This is a genomic window from Pseudorhodoplanes sp. (genome assembly GCF_059499825.1).
In genome coordinates, this window is sequence record NZ_JCABZI010000002.1 from 427,945 (window position 1) to 443,818 (window position 15,874).

At 63.7% G+C, this 15,874-nt stretch carries 17 protein-coding genes; 5 read left to right on the plus strand and 12 right to left on the minus strand.

Annotation, left to right across the window (positions count from 1 at the left end; all coding sequences use genetic code 11):
- Positions 1 to 60: 60 nt before the first annotated feature.
- On the minus strand, positions 61 to 1,113 hold the full coding sequence (locus AC5I5I_RS05495; RefSeq protein WP_495970688.1) for a hypothetical protein: 1,053 nt from the start codon (positions 1,111 to 1,113) through the stop codon (positions 61 to 63).
- A 241-nt stretch (positions 1,114 to 1,354) separates the two neighbouring features.
- Here AC5I5I_RS05495 and AC5I5I_RS05500 point away from each other — a divergent pair, with 241 nt between their 5' ends.
- Positions 1,355 to 1,624 (plus strand): transglycosylase, encoded by a 270-nt coding sequence (locus tag AC5I5I_RS05500; protein WP_495970690.1) that lies wholly within the window; start codon positions 1,355 to 1,357, stop codon positions 1,622 to 1,624.
- A gap of 114 nt (positions 1,625 to 1,738) precedes the next feature.
- Here the strand turns inward: AC5I5I_RS05500 and AC5I5I_RS05505 are convergent, their stop codons facing one another.
- Entirely contained in the window at positions 1,739 to 2,740 is a 1,002-nt protein-coding gene (locus AC5I5I_RS05505; RefSeq protein ID WP_495970692.1) for a TIM44-like domain-containing protein, read from the minus strand.
- Between the two features lie 175 nt (positions 2,741 to 2,915).
- On the opposite strand from AC5I5I_RS05505, the gene AC5I5I_RS05510 reads away from it, so the two are divergent.
- Entirely contained in the window at positions 2,916 to 3,200 is a 285-nt protein-coding gene (locus AC5I5I_RS05510; protein WP_495970694.1) for a hypothetical protein, read from the plus strand.
- Between the two features lie 12 nt (positions 3,201 to 3,212).
- Here the strand turns inward: AC5I5I_RS05510 and cckA are convergent, their stop codons facing one another.
- The 7 genes from cckA to flgB all read right to left on the minus strand — a co-directional run bounded on the left by cckA (position 3,213) and on the right by flgB (position 9,256).
- Positions 3,213 to 5,729 (minus strand): cell cycle histidine kinase CckA, encoded by a 2,517-nt coding sequence (gene cckA / locus AC5I5I_RS05515; RefSeq protein ID WP_495970696.1) that lies wholly within the window; start codon positions 5,727 to 5,729, stop codon positions 3,213 to 3,215.
- A 178-nt stretch (positions 5,730 to 5,907) separates the two neighbouring features.
- Positions 5,908 to 6,978: a flagellar biosynthesis protein FlhB gene (gene flhB, locus AC5I5I_RS05520; protein ID WP_495970698.1), complete on the minus strand. Its 1,071-nt coding sequence runs from the start codon at positions 6,976 to 6,978 to the stop codon at positions 5,908 to 5,910.
- A gap of 15 nt (positions 6,979 to 6,993) precedes the next feature.
- Positions 6,994 to 7,764, minus strand: coding sequence for a flagellar biosynthetic protein FliR (fliR, locus tag AC5I5I_RS05525; RefSeq protein ID WP_495970700.1), 771 nt, complete (start codon positions 7,762 to 7,764; stop codon positions 6,994 to 6,996).
- 50 nt (positions 7,765 to 7,814) lie between these two features.
- Positions 7,815 to 8,081 carry a flagellar biosynthesis protein FliQ gene (fliQ, locus tag AC5I5I_RS05530; protein WP_495970702.1) on the minus strand — a complete coding sequence of 89 codons (267 nt, stop codon included), beginning with the start codon at positions 8,079 to 8,081 and terminating at the stop codon, positions 7,815 to 7,817.
- A gap of 27 nt (positions 8,082 to 8,108) precedes the next feature.
- Positions 8,109 to 8,423, minus strand: coding sequence for a flagellar hook-basal body complex protein FliE (gene fliE, locus AC5I5I_RS05535; RefSeq protein WP_495970704.1), 315 nt, complete (start codon positions 8,421 to 8,423; stop codon positions 8,109 to 8,111).
- Between the two features lie 12 nt (positions 8,424 to 8,435).
- Positions 8,436 to 8,846, minus strand: a complete 411-nt coding sequence (flgC, locus tag AC5I5I_RS05540) for a flagellar basal body rod protein FlgC (protein WP_495970706.1) — start codon at positions 8,844 to 8,846, stop codon at positions 8,436 to 8,438.
- Between the two features lie 11 nt (positions 8,847 to 8,857).
- Positions 8,858 to 9,256: a flagellar basal body rod protein FlgB gene (gene flgB / locus AC5I5I_RS05545; RefSeq protein WP_495971138.1), complete on the minus strand. Its 399-nt coding sequence runs from the start codon at positions 9,254 to 9,256 to the stop codon at positions 8,858 to 8,860.
- Between the two features lie 271 nt (positions 9,257 to 9,527).
- On the opposite strand from flgB, the gene AC5I5I_RS05550 reads away from it, so the two are divergent.
- The 3 genes from AC5I5I_RS05550 (at position 9,528) to AC5I5I_RS05560 (ending at position 12,219) form a co-directional block, all read left to right on the plus strand.
- Positions 9,528 to 10,547, plus strand: coding sequence for a flagellar biosynthetic protein FliO (locus tag AC5I5I_RS05550; protein ID WP_495970708.1), 1,020 nt, complete (start codon positions 9,528 to 9,530; stop codon positions 10,545 to 10,547).
- A gap of 29 nt (positions 10,548 to 10,576) precedes the next feature.
- Positions 10,577 to 11,299, plus strand: coding sequence for a flagellar type III secretion system pore protein FliP (gene fliP / locus AC5I5I_RS05555; protein WP_495970710.1), 723 nt, complete (start codon positions 10,577 to 10,579; stop codon positions 11,297 to 11,299).
- A 254-nt stretch (positions 11,300 to 11,553) separates the two neighbouring features.
- On the plus strand, positions 11,554 to 12,219 hold the full coding sequence (locus AC5I5I_RS05560) for a histidine kinase dimerization/phosphoacceptor domain -containing protein (RefSeq protein ID WP_495970712.1): 666 nt from the start codon (positions 11,554 to 11,556) through the stop codon (positions 12,217 to 12,219).
- A gap of 41 nt (positions 12,220 to 12,260) precedes the next feature.
- On the opposite strand, the gene AC5I5I_RS05565 is transcribed toward AC5I5I_RS05560, so the two are convergent.
- From AC5I5I_RS05565 to AC5I5I_RS05575, 3 genes are read right to left on the minus strand one after another with little or no spacing between them, the layout of a single operon-like run.
- Positions 12,261 to 12,440, minus strand: a complete 180-nt coding sequence (locus tag AC5I5I_RS05565) for a hypothetical protein (RefSeq protein ID WP_495970714.1) — start codon at positions 12,438 to 12,440, stop codon at positions 12,261 to 12,263.
- 15 nt (positions 12,441 to 12,455) lie between these two features.
- Positions 12,456 to 13,604 carry a PepSY-associated TM helix domain-containing protein gene (locus AC5I5I_RS05570; protein WP_495970716.1) on the minus strand — a complete coding sequence of 383 codons (1,149 nt, stop codon included), beginning with the start codon at positions 13,602 to 13,604 and terminating at the stop codon, positions 12,456 to 12,458.
- 17 nt (positions 13,605 to 13,621) lie between these two features.
- Positions 13,622 to 15,847, minus strand: a complete 2,226-nt coding sequence (locus tag AC5I5I_RS05575; protein ID WP_495970718.1) for a TonB-dependent siderophore receptor — start codon at positions 15,845 to 15,847, stop codon at positions 13,622 to 13,624.
- Between the last annotated feature and the right edge of the window lie 27 nt (positions 15,848 to 15,874).

The following is a 15,874-nucleotide window of genomic DNA, read 5'->3' on the forward strand; positions in this document are numbered from 1 at the left end:
CCCCGGTCGGTCATAACGCGACCGCGGGAGGATGCGACCACAACAACACAAGCGGCGCGTCTACTGTCCGGACCACGTCCGCATCGCCGCCGAGGCAATCGCGCCGCCGACTACGCAAGGCAGGCCGAGCGCGACAGTGCCGGTGGCCGCGGCGCCGATGCAGCCAAGCGCAATCGCACCCTCGCCGATCCGGCCCGCGGTCATCATGTCGCGTTTGCTTCCGGGACCCTTGCGCTTCAGGTCCTCGATCGCGCCCAGCGCCTCCTTGCGGATCGCCGACAGCTGCATGCTATCGGCGGCATCGGTGATCTGCTTGACGATCTCCGCGGTCTCCTTGTCCTGATGACGGGCGCTGCGCTTCAGCATCGCCAGCAATTTCGGATCGCGCGCGGAATTGCTCGCCAGCGTGTATTTCGCCATCACCCCGAGCGTGAGCTTGTCGACGCTGTCGCGGTTCTTCGACCAATGCAGCATGCCGACGATGCGCAGGATCGGCCCGTAATCGCCGGTCGCGAAGAACTTGCCCCAGAGCATGTCGAGCACTTCCGGCGACGCATCCAGCGCCCAGTCGACCATCGGTCCCTTCGGCTTGTCGCGCGAGAACAGCGTCTTGATCTTATCGGTCGCCGTGGGCGGCGTCTGCGCAACGGTCGCCCCCAGTGTCGGCAGCGACCCGTCGATGAATTTCTGCACCATCACCTTGCGCGCCGGCATGCGATAGGCATTTTCGGCGAGCACGTGCTTCCAGTCCGGCAGACCGGAATGCGCGATCGCACGCACCAGCGCCCAGTCATCCTCGGGGTTGACCGGGAAGCTTTTCGCAATCAGGTCGCCGGCGATATCCGGATTGGCACCGATCACGCCGGCGATGAATCCCACGAACACACCGGCGCTTTCCGGATCGCGCAGGCCGCCGAAACGGCTGGTCGCCTGCACCGCGGCCGGCAAGCGCCGCGGATCGGGCTTGTGCCGATAGGCGTTGATCCAGGTCAGCACCTCGTCGGAGGAGATGAAGTCGGCCGGACGCTGCGGAGCCGCCGCCGTTGGCGCGATCGGCGCATGCGCGATCAGGCCCGCGAGCAACACGGATGCAATGACAAGACGCGGTCGCATGTCTGGCCGATGTCCCTCCCCCGGAACGCGACAAGGGAAACCGACGGTTCGGCCGATTTCATGTCGGGGGCTGGGCGGGATTTCGGGAGCCTGCCGCAATGATGCCGCAAGGATTGCCGGCTGAGCGGCCGGGCCCAGCGGTTTTGGGTTTGCTTATAAATAGGCGTGGATGGCGGCGGCAGACCCGGCGGCCGTCGCAAAAAGCGCCTAGCGTGGGAAAACCCTTTCCTGGAGCACCGCCATGCGCATCGACCCGGCACTGACGCTCATCATCATCCTCGCCATCGGCATCGTCGCCGGCCTGATTTTCGACCGCATTGCGGGACCCGGCTGGCTCACGCGGCAGATCGCGGGCTCGACGCGCGGCATGGCGACGAGCTCGCTGGTGGGAATTGCGGGCGCGTTCATCGGCTATCACGCGGTCGCACTGGCCGCGCCGGGCAATGCCGCCTTCATCGGCGCGATCGTGGGTGCAGCCGCGGTGCTGTGGATCTGGCGCATGATGCGCTGAGGCGAACGCGGACCAAGGGACCGCATCAAGAAAAAAGCCCGGCGGATCACGCCGGGCTTTGCATTTCAGATCGCACGTCGAGCGATCAGGCTTCCTGATTTCAGGCTTCTTTTGTCAGGCTTCCTGGATCGCCGACAGCATCCACTCGCCGCCGCGCGAGCGGCGGAAGGTCCACAATTCGGTGCGCTCGAACGGCTCCTTGTCGCCCTCGACGATGGTGCCGGTCGCACGCTGCGTGGTGTAGTCGGTCGACGTGTAGCGCATCGCGACGGTGGCGTATTCGGTATTGCCCTCGCTCCAGGCTTCCGCAAGGTCGCCCTGCAGCAGCTTCACGTCGCCGACCGTGTTGACCACGCCCTTGCTCGCGTTTTCGGCAAGCTCCTCGCCGAAATAGCCGACGATTTCCGGCGTCGCCAGCACGCGCAGCTTGTTGAGGTCTTCAGCCGAATAAGCGGCCTGGACGTCGCCGAGCAGCTTCTCGAAGGCATCGAAGTCGGCCGCGGTGAGTTCGAGATCCTCGGTGCCAACCATCGGAACGCCGGCGCCAAGGCCAGCGCTTCCAAGGCCGGCCGTGCCGCTGCCGCCACCATAGGCCGGCTGCGCCGGCTGGCGATCGTAACCGGCATTGTCCCGCATCGACGGACCCGCGGCCGTGGCATAGCCCGGCTGCTGCCGGCGCTGCCACCAAGACCAGAGCAGCCGCGCGACCACGACCACCAGCACGACCTGGATCAGCAACCCCAGAAAACCGGCGAGACCGGACAGACCGCCCAGCAGACCATTGCCGAACAACAGGCCGAGCAGGCCCGCTCCGAGGAAGCCGGCCATCAGGCCGCCCATGAAACCGGGCCGGTTCAACAGCCCGCCCTTCGCCGCAGCGCCGGCCTGGCCGACGCTGCCCGGACGCGGCGCCTGCGGCTGCGTGACCGAGCGGTTGATCGGAGACGCCGCATTCGGCGCGGTCTGAGTCGCGGGCGGCGCCTGGTAGGTCTTGCTGCCCCGGCTGCCGAAACCTCCGCCGCGACGAGCGGCGTCGGCGTCGATCACCGTGACCGCGAGCAATGCGAAGGCGGCTAGGCCGCTCAGGATATAGCGAAATTTCCACAACACCGGCATTGAAGGTCCTCCCAGACCACGTTCGTTCGGCGGACATATAGGCAACGCGGATGCCGATGATAAGTCCCGCACCGTGTCGCCCCGGCACTGGAGCCGCGCCGTTTCACCTGACATAATATCTGCCACTGGGGATAGGCGGGTGCGACATCGTCGCTCGCAAGTGGGGGAACTACCGATGCAGATGCCGCGATCGAACAGGCCCGCATTCCGCGCGCTTGCCGCCGGGATCGTGCTGCAGGTGTTCTTGTGGGGCGGCTACGGCGTGAAAGGCAACGATACTGGCGGGATCATCCCTTACCGCCCGGGCGCCGATGAGGTCGCCCTGCAGATGGCCGGCGCCCATTGCATGCGCTACGGCAAATATGCCGTGATCACGAGCGTCCATCCCTGGTACGGCGATTATATCGGCTTCGTCTGCCGCCGCGCCGGCCGCTGGGGTCCGGCCTATAACGGCTGGTAACCCGCTCTAATCTCACGACGCCAGCGTCGTCTTCACCTGTTCGACCAGTTGCTTGAGCGTGAACGGCTTCGGCAGGAACGCGAACTGCCCACCGGGCGGCAGGTTCTTCTGGAAGGCGTCCTCGGCATAGCCCGAAACGAAGATCATTTTCAGATCCGGGTTCTTTTTCCGCATTTCCCGGAGCAACGTCGGGCCGTCCATTTCCGGCATCACGACGTCGGACACCACGATATCGACCTTGCCCTCGTTGCGTTCGAGCTCCTCGAGCGCCTCGACGCCGTTGGATGCGGTCAGCACCGTATAGCCGCGGGATGCGAGCCCGCGCGCATTGAGCGCCCGCAGTCCTTCCTCGTCTTCGACCAGAAGCACGGTGCCCCGCCCGGTCAGATCGGCCTGCGCCGCCTGTGCCACAGCCCCCGCCGCCGCGACGGCTTCGGGTGCGGGCTTTTCGGCCGGTTCTTCCTTTTCGGCGATATGGCGCGGCAGGAAAATGCGGAAGGTCGAGCCCTTGCCGAGTTCGGAATCGACGTAGATGAAGCCGCCGGTCTGCTTGACGATGCCATAGACCGTCGACAGGCCCAGCCCGGTCCCCTTGCCGACTTCCTTGGTGGAGAAGAACGGCTCGAAAATCTGCGCCATGACCTCGGGCGGCATGCCGGTTCCGGCGTCGCTGACCTCGACCAGAACATAGTCCCCGTTCGGCATCCCCTTGTAGGACGCGATGCGCTGATCGCCCGACGGCACATTCGCGGTCCGGACCGTGAGACTTCCGCCATCCGGCATCGCGTCGCGCGCATTGACCGCGAGATTGACGATGACCTGTTCGAATTGCGACAGGTCGACCTTCACCGGCCACAGATCGCGGCCATGCACGACCTCGAGCTTGACCTTTTCGCCGATCAGCCGCCGCAACAGGATCGTCAGATCGGACAGCGACTCGCCGAGATCGAGCACCTGCGGCCGCAGCGTTTGCCGGCGCGAGAAGGCCAGCAGCTGACGCACCAGCGAGGCGGCGCGATTGGCATTTTGCTTGATCTGCATGATGTCGGCGAAGGACGGATCGGTCGGCTTGTGGGCGCCGAGCAGGAAATCCGTCGCCATCATGATGGCCGACAGAACGTTGTTGAAGTCATGCGCGATGCCGCCGGCGAGCTGGCCGACGGTGTCCATCTTCTGCTGCTGCTTGATCTGGTTTTCCAGCGCCCGCCGCTCGGTGTTGTCGAGCGCGTAGATGATCGCGGATTCCGAATCGTGGTCGCCGTTTTCGTCGATCGCGGTGACGAAGAAGGTCGCGAAGCGTTCGGCCCCTGCCGACAAGGCCGCCTCGACGGGAGGAATATCGCCCTGGCCTTCGCTGGCCATGGCAATCGCCTGTTCGAGCGCGCCGCGTTCGCGTTCCGCCACGGTCGACAGGATGCTGCGCTCGGCCTCGCCCGCGCCCTGGAACATGCGCGCGAACAGGGCATTGGAGCGGACGATCCGACCCGACCGGTCGACGGTCGCGATCGCCATCGGCGTATTGTTGAAGAAGCGCATGAAGCGCACTTCGGCGGCGCGTTGCGCATCCTCGTCCTCGCCACGCGCGCGGTTCAACACGAGCGTCCGTGACGGTCCGGGCGCACCGTCGGCGCCGAAAGCCACCTTGTGGAATAGCCGGACCGGAATCGACCGGCCGCTCCGGGTCTTGAAGTCGAGGTCGAGGACTTCGGTTTTCACTTCGCCCGGCATCGGCGGCAGCGACAGAAGCGAAGCCCCCTCGCCCGGCACGATGTCGGCGAGTTTCAGACCGCCGGATCCGACTTCCGCGAGATCCTGGTCGAGCCAGCTTGCCAGCGTGGCATTCAGATAGACGATATTGCCCGCGGCATCGGCGGAGAAGAAGCCGGCCGGCGCGTGATCGAGATAATCGATCGCGTGCTGCAATTCCTGGAAGACATTCTCCTGCTTTTCACGGTCGCGCGTAACGTCGGCGACGCTCCAGATCGTCGTCCGGTCCTTGCGCCCGCGGCCATCCGGACGCCCGCCCGGCCGGACCCGCAACCGCAGCCAGCGTCCCGGCTCTCCGGGCATCCCGCCGACCCGCACCTCCTCCTGCAGCCGGCGTCCCTCGCGCGCAGCCTTCAGCAGCCGGTAAACCGCCTCCGATACGTCGGGATCGCCGAGAAAAACCCGCTCGATCGGCCGGACGTCCTTCGCGCTCGCAGCACCGATCAGGTGGAGATAGACCTCATTGGCGTAGAGCATCCGGCCGCCGGCATCGGTGACCAGAATGCCGTCAAAGGCGCCGTCGACCAGGCCGCGGATTTCCGAGCCTTCGCTCTCCTGCCCGGCAAAGCGCAGAATTCCCGACGCAAGCGCGAACAGCGAAAACACCCCGACGGTGCCCAGAATGGCAAGCAGGATAAGGATATAAAGAGCGGCATTGCCGCGCCCGACCTGCAACAGCCCGACCGCGGCGCCGACCAGCACAACGGCAATCAGGAGCACCAGCCCGATACTGCCGCCGCGTTGCGATCGATGAAGCTTCATCTCGCCCAAATCTGCTGCCGCCATGATTCCTGATGCCTCATGCACGAGGTGATCCGCAAGGGGCCTTTACGCCCCCGCCCTGTCCCGTTCGTCCCCGCGAAAGCGGCGACCCGGAGCCAAACAGACCGGGTTCCCGCCTGCGCGGGGACTGACGAAAGTCGGGTCCGGCGCCATACCGTCAATTCCTTCGCCCGCCGCGCAGCCGCATCACGTAGCCAATGACCTCGGCCACTGCCCGGTAATGTTCGGACGGAATCTCCTGATCGACCTCGACCGTGGCGTGCAGTGCGCGGGCCAGCGGCGCGTTCTCGACCACCGGCACGTTATGCGCCTCCGCGACCTCCCTGATCTTGAGCGCGATCGTGTCGATGCCCTTGGCGACGCAGAGCGGCGCGTTGTCACCGCGTTCGTACTTGAGCGCGACCGCGTAGTGGGTCGGGTTCATGATCACGACCGAGGCGTCCGGCACCGCGGCGATCATGCGCTTGCGCATGCGCGTCTCGCGAATGCGGCGGATCCGCGCCTTGATCATCGGATCGCCTTCGCTCTGCTTGAACTCTTCCTTGATCTCCTGCAGCGACATCTTCTGTTTTTCGTACCATTGCCGGTACTGGAAGAAGAAATCGGCGGCCGCGATGAAGGCCATGATCACCACCACGAAGCCGAGCATCTTCAAAGAGAAGAACGATGTGAACGGCAGGATCGCGGCAACATCGAGCGTGACCAGCATTTCGAGCCGGTCGCGCTCGGGCCACAGCAGCATCGTCATCACCGTGCCGAGGAGCACGATCTTGGCGATACCCTTTGCGAAGTTGACCAGCGCGACCTTGGAGAAGAGCCGTTTCAGGCCGGCGGCCGGCGAGATTTTCGAGAACTTGGGCTTGAGGCTCTCGGTCGACCAGACCAGCCGGTGCTGGATCATGTTGCCGGCGACCGCAAACAGCGCGACCAGCAGGATCGGGATCGCGATGGCCGCGATCACCTCGGAGCCGATCCGGCTGGACAGACGGACGAGGCCGGCGCCGTCGGTTGGTATCTGATGCGCATTCGCGATCAGTCCGGCCATTGTCGCTTTCAGGCTCGCCCCCATCGAGCCGGAAAAGGCCACCAGCATCAGCGTTCCGCCGGCCAGCACGAACCAGGTCGAGACCTCCTGACTTTTCGCGACATCGCCGCGCTCGAGCGCGTCGTCCAGCCGCTTCTGTGTTGGGTCTTCTGATTTTTCGTTGTCTTCGCTTTGCTCGGCCATCCCGCTGTCTTTCGTTCAGGAATAGGGAGCGATCTGGCGCAGGACCGCGCCGAAGAACTCGAGGAAGGTTCCCATCATCGCTCCGATCACGACGAGGAGAATCAGCATTCCGATCAGGATCGAGAGCGGCAAACCGACGAAGAAGACCTGCATCTGCGGCATCAGCCGCGACAGCACACCGAGGCCAAGGTTGAACAGCAGGCCGAAAATCAGAAACGGCGCGCTGAGCTGGATGCCGACCTTGAAAGCGCCGGCGATGGTATCGGTCATCAGTTTCGCCACGTCGCCGACCATGATCGCGGCACCCGGCGCGAAGATGCGGTAGCTGTCGTTCAGCGCGGCGATCACCAGGTAATGCATGTCGGTGGCGAAAATCAGCGTCAGGGCGAGCAGCGCGAGGAAGTTGCCGACGATGACATTCTGCTGGCCCTGCGTCGGGTCGATCGCGGTGACGAAGCCGAGCCCCATTTGCTGGGCGATCACCGCACCCGCGACCTGAAGGGCGGAGATCGACAGCCGCGCGACCAGCCCGAGAATGGCGCCGATCAGGATCTCATGCCCAAGCATGAAGAGGACCGGGCCGAATTCGCGAAGATCGATATTGTAGGCGTTGCGATGCAGCGGCAGGAACATCGCGCTCAGCACCAGCGCGATCGTCAACCGCACCCGCACCGGCATGCTCATTTCGCCGAGGCCCGGCAGCAGCATCACCATGGTGCCGATGCGGGCGAACACCAGCATGAACGTGGCGGCCAGGGCGGGCAGCATGGAAATGTCGACCCGCATGGCTTCTCACCGCCGCTGCGACAAGGCGTCTTGCCCTTGCCGCGCGCCTGTCATCCCCCGTTCACGATGCGTGCGGAAATCCGCATCATGTGACCCTGCATTGAGTCGGCCATGAACGGAAGCGCCACCAGCATGGCCACGAAGATCGCCAGAATTTTCGGGACGAAGACCAGCGTCATTTCCTGGATTTGGGTCAGCGCCTGGAACAGCGAGATGACGACACCGACCGCCAGTCCGATCAGCATGAGCGGGGCCGCCACCAGCACCAGCGTGACGATCGAATCGCGCGCTACATCGAGGACTTCAGGACCTGTCATTGCTTTTTCTTCTGCTGTTGCGCTCGCTCAGATCGGCATCCGCATGATTTCCTCATACGCGGCGATCACCCGGTCGCGCACAGCGACCAGGGTTTCCACCGCGACCTCCGATTCGGCGACCGCCGTCACCACGTCGACGACATTGGCCTTTCCGGTCGCGAGCGCATGCGCATGATTATCGGACGCGCGTGCGGCCTGGTTCACCGAGGTCATGGCGTCCTTCAGCATCGCGCCGAAATTCTCGCCGCCGGCGGTGTCCTTGATCTTGGACGCGGCGCCCGCCGGATCGCCGAGCTTCGCGAGCGTCGCGTAGGCCTTTGCCGCACTTGCCGCCGACTGCATGATCGCGCCTCCTCAGGCTTTCAGAATTTCGATAGTGCGCTGGAGCATCCGCCGCGTGGCGCTGATGACGTTGATATTGGCCTCATAGGATCGCTGCGCCTCGCGCATGTCGGTCATTTCCACGAGCGTATTGACGTTGGGAAACTTGACATGGCCGCTGGCATCCGCCGCCGGGTGCCCGGGCATATGCTTGGTCGAGAATGCAGACTTGTCGGTGTGGACCGGGCCGAGCTTGACCACCCGCGCATCGAGGGAGCGATCGATTTCACTGGTGAAGCTCGGTATCTTCCGGCGATACGGATCAGCCGACGCATTGTGCGAGGTCGAATCGGCGTTCGCGATATTTTCCGAGATCACCCGCATGCGGCCGGACTGCGCGCGCAGACCGGAGGCGGCGATGGCGATCGACTTGATGAAATCCACCCTTCCCTCCCTTATCGCTTGCCTATGGCTGTTTTCACGAGACCGAGGCTCTTGCTGTAGATCGTCGTGGCCGCCTGGTAGTCCATCTGGTTCTTGGCGACCCGGAGCATTTCCTCTTCGAGACTTACGCCGTTACCGCTGGGCCGCGTTTCCGACCCGCCCGGCGTGCTTTGGAAGACTCCGGTACCCGCGCTCATCGCGCTGGCGAGATGTGCCGAACTCGTCCGCTGCAGGGCGACCGGCTGGGCGATCGAGGTGGACCGGTCGAAGGTCGGCGGGGTCAGATCGCGCGGCTGGAACTTCGGCGTGTCGGCATTGGCAATATTTTCCGCGAGCAGACGCTGACGTTCCTGATGCCACTGCATTTTGGTGCGGAGCATGTCGAGGATCGGCAATCTTGAGATCGGCATCGCGGTTTCTTCGAGCATGAAAACACCGGCAATCTTTGCCGGGTATATGGTTAATGTCTGGTTAATGCGGCCGCGGCCATGCTTTGGCCTCGGATGCCCGATTTACCAATTTGCGAAGTCTTGCAACGAAATCGCCCGAGAATCGCTATAAGGGGCGACCGGGCGCGTTAAGACTTCGTTAGTGCTTGGGGCGGCAAAGATTGCCGAGACCTTAACCGAACGGGCGAAATCGCGTTCTTTCGCCCCGCAGCAGGGAGGCCCGGTAGGTCCGATGGATAGCCTTTTCGGCGAAGGAACATCGCTTCCCGTTCGTTTTTTCATCGCATTCGTGGTGGTCTTCGCGCTGATTGGCGTGACTGCCTGGCTGATCCGCAGGTTCGGGACCGGGGCGCTCGGCGGGACCGGCGCGCGCGGGCGTGCGCCGCGGCTGGCGGTCATCGAAGCCGGAGCCGTCGATGGCCGACGAAAGCTTGTTCTGATCAGAAGAGACAATACCGAGCACCTCATCATGATCGGGGGCCCGACGGACATCGTCGTAGAAGCCAACATCGTCAGGGGTCAGAGCACCCGCGAGGCCGCAACGTCGCGGGTATCCTCGCCCGCCGATAACCTTGCGCGGCCTGCGCCGGCGGAAGAGACCGCCTGGCCGTTGCAGCCGGAGGTCGCGCCGCGTCCGGCGCGCGCATCGCGGCCCGGTTCGCTCGACGATGCATCGCATTGGGCGCTGCCGCCGGAGCCGGCAGTAGCGGCACCGGCACCAGCAATCGCGGCACCGGTGGCAGCCGCGCCGAAGCGCTCGCGCTCGGCCGACGCCCTCGCCGGCCTCGCCGCCGAATTGTCGGTTCGCCCGGCCGAACCGGTCGCCCCCGCCACGGCGATCGAGGCGCCGCGTCCGAAACCCGCTCCGGCGCCTGCCAACGCAGAGGCCGATCAGAATCTCGCCGACATGGCATCGCGGCTTGAGGCTGCGCTGCGCCGGCCGTCTCCCGCGCCTGCTGCTCCGGCCCCTCGCCCGGCGCCTGCGGTGAAGCCATCGGCAGATGCACCGCGCGCCGCGCCTCCGGTTGCGCCTCAGGTCGCCCCACCGGTCGCGCCGCCGATTGCACCACCGGTCGCACCGGCCGCCCAGCAAGCCGTGCCGGTCGCGGCTCCCGCCACCGCCCCGATCGTCACCATCGAGCCGGAAGCCACCACCGCTGACGTCAAGCCCGGCAAGACCGATGACGTCTTCGGTAGCATCGAGGAAGAAATGGCGAGCCTTCTCGGCCGTCCTTCGGGGAAACCTTCCTGACGAGACCAAACGCGGCTTGCGTCCGTCTGTTGACGGGAGCCGCGGTCCTCGTAAGCCTCCTCAGCATCGCCGGCCCTGCTTTCTCGCAGGATGTCAGCATCAATTTCGGACAAGGCGCTGGCCTGACCGAGCGCGTGATCCAGCTCATCGCGCTGATCACGGTGCTGTCGCTTGCGCCGTCGATCCTTGTGATGATGACCTCTTTCACGCGGATCGTGGTGGTGCTGTCGCTGCTGCGCACCGCGCTTGGCACCGGCACAGCGCCGCCGAATGCCGTAATCGTGGCGCTTGCCCTGTTCCTCACCGCCTTCGTGATGGGGCCGGCCTTCCAGAACGCCTATGACGCCGGCGTCCGTCCACTGCTGAACAACGAGATCACGACCGAGCAGGCCTTCGAACGCTCGACCGGGCCGTTCAAGACCTTCATGCTGAAAAATGTGCGCGAGAAAGATCTCGCACTGTTCGTGGACATGTCCCGCGAAGCCAAGCCGGCAACGCCGGAAGATGTGTCGCTGCGCATCCTGATTCCGGCCTTCATGATTTCGGAGCTGAAAAGGGCCTTCGAGATCGGCTTCCTGCTATTCCTGCCATTCCTGATCATCGATCTCGTGGTCGCATCCGTCCTGATGTCGATGGGCATGATGATGCTGCCGCCGGTCGTGGTATCCCTCCCCTTCAAGCTGATCTTTTTCGTGCTGGTCGACGGCTGGACGCTGGTCGCGGGCAGTCTGATACAGAGTTACGGGACTTAAAGCGGTGCCTTCTCGTTACCCCTGAGGGCCTGTCCTCTTACGGCGTCCATTCGCGAACGAGTTCGCGCTCCGGCTTCCTCGAAGGAACTGTGCGCCAGCGCTAAGCGCGCAGACGCTTCACGCCGCAAACAGCCATCCCTGTTCCGCGTATCTCGAAAGGCTTCGGCGTCGCACCTGGAACCGGATTGACGCTCCGCTGTTACCGCCATCGCATTTCCTGGAAATATTGTAAGCTCGGCAGTCCGGGGGACGGGATGATCCAACGCATTCTGGAAATCTGCAGTTCCGACGCAACCATGTTCTGGGTCGTGGTTGTCAGCGACCTGGCGATCGCGTCGGCCTATTTCGCGATTCCGGTTACGATGGCCGTGGTCCTGCGCCACCGCCGCGCGGACATCCCCTATCCATGGCTCTGGCTGCTGTTCGTAGTCTTTATCGTGGCCTGCGGCCTCACCCATCTTGTGCATGCGTGGTCGGCCTTTGCCGGCGCGGAGCTCCTGCGGTTGCACGCGTTCGTCACCGCGTTCACCGCGCTGGTGTCGGTCGGGACCGCACTGGCATTCGCGTATATCATCCCGCAGATCAAGGATTTGCCCTCGCCGCGGCAGCAACGGGCGGAGCTTGAGCGCCTTGTCACCGAACGGACGAAACAGAAGGACGCGCTGATCCGCGAGATCAACCATCGCATCGGCAACCAGTTGCAGATCATCAGCTCGCTGGTCCATGTCGAGCAGCGGCGATCCGACAATCCCGATTGTCTCGCCGCACTCGAGCGGATCAAGGACGTACTCAAGCAAATGTCGGATGAGCACGCCAGAATGTCGATGCGCGATTATCTCGACGAGGCGGAGCGCCGCAGCATCGTCAGCGGCAAATCCGGAACCGGTGGCAGTGTCGTCGTCGACTCGTCATCGTCCTGAAGCGTCTGCGTACGGCGCGAAATCCGGCCGATGCATCTTTGCTATCGTCTCCGCCCTGCCCCGAACCAGAACCACGCCATCACGACGCAGGGCAGGCCCAGCGTCAGCCACGACACCGCATCCCATACGTTGTCGCCGAGAAGGGCCGCGATTAGTCCGACCGCACTCAGGACGCCGAGCACGATTGGAACCGCAAAGACCTGTAACGCAGAACGCTGCATCGGGATCGACGGCGATCAGCGCTGCGCGGCGGCGTAAGCGGCACGAACGGCCGGGCGCGCCGCGCGCCGGCGCCTGATCCGCACCACCCAGAGATACAGTCCGGTGACCAGAACGACGATGGTCGCGATATCCAGCACCGCCCAGATGATCTTGAGCGGCATGCCACCGTAGTCCCCGAAATGCAGCGGCTGCGACACCAGCAGCGCCTTGGTGTAAAGCGGCAATTCGCGGCTGTCGGTCAGCTTGCCGGTCTCGGCCTCAACGAGGGCCGGACGCAGCAGGCGCGATGTCAGCGGCGTCTCGCCGCGCATGAAGACGGCATAGTGGCTCTTGCTCGAGAAGGGATTGCCGGGAAAGGCGACGAAGGACGGCTTCATGCCAGGCATCACCTCGCGCGCGGCGGCCACCGCTTGATCCACCGATGTGGGTCCCGCTGGCATCCCGCGATCCTTGTAGGCCTGCGTCATCGCCACAAGCTGGTCGTTCTGCCAGAGTTTGAAGATCAGGTCGGCCCAGGTGTTGATCACGCCGGTGAAGCCGACCGTCAGCGCCCACACCACGGTGACGACGCCGAGCAGATTATGCAGATCGAGCCAGTGCACGAGCCGCGGCCGGTCGCGGCGCATGGCGCCGAAATCGAGCTTGCGTGTGGAGGGCCAGTACAGCACCACGCCGGAGACGATGGCGACGCAGAACAGTAAGCCCATCAGCCCGAGGAACAGCTTGCCGGGAAGTCCGGCATACATATCGACATGCAGCCGGTAGATCACGTAGGTCAGGCGGTTTCGGAAATCGACCTCTTCGAGAAATTCCCCGGTGCGCGAATCGAGTTTCAGCAATCGGTTCTGGTCGGGGTTGGAATCGACCGCCTTGCCGATGCTGAGCCAGATCAGTTCGGGTTCGTCACGATCCCAGAACATGAACTGGACGGCATGGCCGGGATTTCGGGCGAGCCCGTTCTCGACGATCCTGTCCAGATTGGCCGGAGCCGTATCGGCCGGAAGCGCGGCCGGCTCCACCTCGTCGTAAAGCGCGTGGTTCAGTTCATGGTTGAAGATCAGCGGCAGCCCGGTGACGCAGAGCAGCAGCAGAAACACCATGCTGATCATGCTGGTCCAGGTATGGATTTTGGACCAGACTTTTACCGAGCCGCGACTGAGCATGCTTTATTCTCTTTCCGTCAGAACTTGTAGGTCAACGTTCCGATGACATTACGGCGATTGCCGTAGAAGCAGTCACCGCGCGCCAGGCAGCTTGCGAAGTAGATGTTGTCCGCGAGGTTCGTGCCGGTCACCTGGAACCGCCAGTTCTTGTCCTCATAGGCGAACATCGCATCGAACAATGTGTGGGCGGGCGTGGTGACCGTGTAAACGTCGTTTGCCGTCGGCCATGCGCCGGTCGACCACGACTCGCCGATGTAGCGCACGCCGCCGCCGATGCTGAACCCGGACACGCCGAACAACGTCAGCTTGTGCTTGGCCCACAGCGAGGCGTAGTTCCGCGGTACGCTCTCCACCTGGCTGCCGGCGAATGCGCCCTGCGTGATCTTCGCATCGATATACGAATACGAGGCGATGATATCGAGATCGGGCGTGATGCTGCCGATATATTCGAGTTCCAATCCACGGATCGTGTTCTCGCCGGTCTGGATCGAGACGAACGGGACGGGTCCGGGTGTAAGCCGGTTCTTTTCCTGGATCTCATAGACCGCGCCATTGAAGACCGCGCTGTTGGAGACCTTGTACTTGAAGCCGGCCTCGTATTGCTTGCCCTCGACCGGCTTGCAGAACCCGGCGCAGATATTCGAGCCGAGAATCGGATTGAACGATTCCGAATACGAGACGTACGGGTTGAGGCCGAAGGACGTTTCGTACATCACCGCGAGTCGCTTGGTTGTCGCCGCATCCTCCTGGCTCGGAATCCCTTCCGCCTCGGATTTCAGTTCATCGCGGCGGACGCCCGCCGTGACCAGGAACTGCCCGAAGCGCATCTGATCCTGGATATAAAGGCCGGTGACCTGCTGGCGGATGCCGGGATCCTGGAGCAGCACCGGATAAGCCGTCGCCTGACCGTAAACCGGATTATAGAGATTGAAGGGATTGATATCGTAGCCGTAGCCGCTGCTCGACTGTTCGGTGAGATTTCGGATGTCGACTCCGAACAGCACCTTGTGCGTCACCGTACCGGTGGCGAAGTCCCATTGCCCGCCGGTGTCGGCGGTGAGCATATTCCGGCTGGTGTTTAGCCCGTAAGTATAGCGATACACGCTTTGCTGTGACGCGTTCACGTACGGGTTGAACGGATTGGAGTAATTATCCGGGTACATGGTCTGGTAGATGCCGTCGTCGTGCGAATAACGAAAACGGCTGAAGATCTTGAAGTTATTGCTGAACGAATGCTCGAACAGGCTGGTGATCGCCTGTGTCGTGGTCTGGTATTTGTCCCAGCCCGGCTCGCTGGTGAACCGGTTGATCGGGATCCGGCCGTTGGGATTGTAATACAGCGTGCCGTTGAGCGGCAGGAACGCCGTCGACGAACCGGTCTTGTCCTTCTGGTAGAGGCCGATCACTGTCCAGTCCGTATCCTTCGTCGGCCGCCAGGTGATTGCCGGCATCACCGTCTGGCGATCGTTCTTCACGAAATCGGTCTGGGTATCGGCATCGCGGTAGATGCCGATCAGGCGATACAGCCATTGGCCGTCGGCGGTCAGCTTTCCGGTCAGGTCGGTCTGGAATTGCAGGCGATCGAAGCTGCCATATTGCACGCCAAGTTCGTGGTGGTCCTTTTCCTGCGGCCGCTTGGAGACCGCGTTGATCAGTCCCCCGGACGGGCTGTCGCCGTACAGAACCGATCCCGGGCCGCGCAAGACCTCGACCCGCGACAGCGTATAGGGGTCGGGCCGGTACTGGTTCCAGTAGCCGCCATTGATCAGCCGCATCCCGTCGAGATAGGTGACCGGCGTCGTGCCGCGCACGAGTTCACCATCGCTGCGCGAGTCCGGACCATATGCGTCCGCGTAGACACCGGGCACATAGCGCAGCGTCTCCTGCAACGTCGTTGCGCCCTGATCGCGAATTTCGTCCGCCGTCACGACCGTGATCGATTGCGGAATCTCGCTGATCGGCGTGTCGGTCTTGGTGGCGGTGGCGCTGCGGTTGGCGAGATAGCCGTCGACCTCACTGAACGCATTTTCAACAGGCGCCGGGGCTGGCTGTGGCGCCGGAGCCGGCGTACCGCGGGTTTGCTGGCTGACCGAAGTTCCAGTTCCACGCGGCGCGCGCTGTACATCGATGGTCGGAAGCGAGGTCTGTGCCTGCGCCGGCAGCGCCGCAACCACGCCGGTCAAAACCGCGGCTGACGCAAAGGTCCTGATCGCCGCAGCCGCGGCCCTGTCACTCGATCGCATAATGCCCCCATATTCACGCGAGGATCT

Bases quoted from the DNA above. Each gene is read 5' to 3' on its own strand.
- AC5I5I_RS05550 (WP_495970708.1), top strand. From the start codon at position 9,528: ATGGATAGCCTTTTCGGCGAAGGAACATCGCTTCCCGTTCGTTTTTTC.
- flhB (WP_495970698.1), bottom strand. From the start codon at position 6,978: ATGGCCGAGCAAAGCGAAGACAACGAAAAATCAGAAGACCCAACACAG.
- AC5I5I_RS05570 (WP_495970716.1), bottom strand. From the start codon at position 13,604: ATGCTCAGTCGCGGCTCGGTAAAAGTCTGGTCCAAAATCCATACCTGG.
- AC5I5I_RS05560 (WP_495970712.1), top strand. From the start codon at position 11,554: ATGATCCAACGCATTCTGGAAATCTGCAGTTCCGACGCAACCATGTTC.
- AC5I5I_RS05495 (WP_495970688.1), bottom strand. From the start codon at position 1,113: ATGCGACCGCGTCTTGTCATTGCATCCGTGTTGCTCGCGGGCCTGATC.
- cckA (WP_495970696.1), bottom strand. From the start codon at position 5,729: ATGAAGCTTCATCGATCGCAACGCGGCGGCAGTATCGGGCTGGTGCTC.
- fliQ (WP_495970702.1), bottom strand. From the start codon at position 8,081: ATGACAGGTCCTGAAGTCCTCGATGTAGCGCGCGATTCGATCGTCACG.
- AC5I5I_RS05510 (WP_495970694.1), top strand. From the start codon at position 2,916: ATGCAGATGCCGCGATCGAACAGGCCCGCATTCCGCGCGCTTGCCGCC.
- flgB (WP_495971138.1), bottom strand. From the start codon at position 9,256: ATGCCGATCTCAAGATTGCCGATCCTCGACATGCTCCGCACCAAAATG.
- AC5I5I_RS05500 (WP_495970690.1), top strand. From the start codon at position 1,355: ATGCGCATCGACCCGGCACTGACGCTCATCATCATCCTCGCCATCGGC.
- AC5I5I_RS05505 (WP_495970692.1), bottom strand. From the start codon at position 2,740: ATGCCGGTGTTGTGGAAATTTCGCTATATCCTGAGCGGCCTAGCCGCC.
- fliR (WP_495970700.1), bottom strand. From the start codon at position 7,764: ATGCGGGTCGACATTTCCATGCTGCCCGCCCTGGCCGCCACGTTCATG.
- fliE (WP_495970704.1), bottom strand. From the start codon at position 8,423: ATGCAGTCGGCGGCAAGTGCGGCAAAGGCCTACGCGACGCTCGCGAAG.
- AC5I5I_RS05565 (WP_495970714.1), bottom strand. From the start codon at position 12,440: ATGCAGCGTTCTGCGTTACAGGTCTTTGCGGTTCCAATCGTGCTCGGC.
- AC5I5I_RS05575 (WP_495970718.1), bottom strand. From the start codon at position 15,847: ATGCGATCGAGTGACAGGGCCGCGGCTGCGGCGATCAGGACCTTTGCG.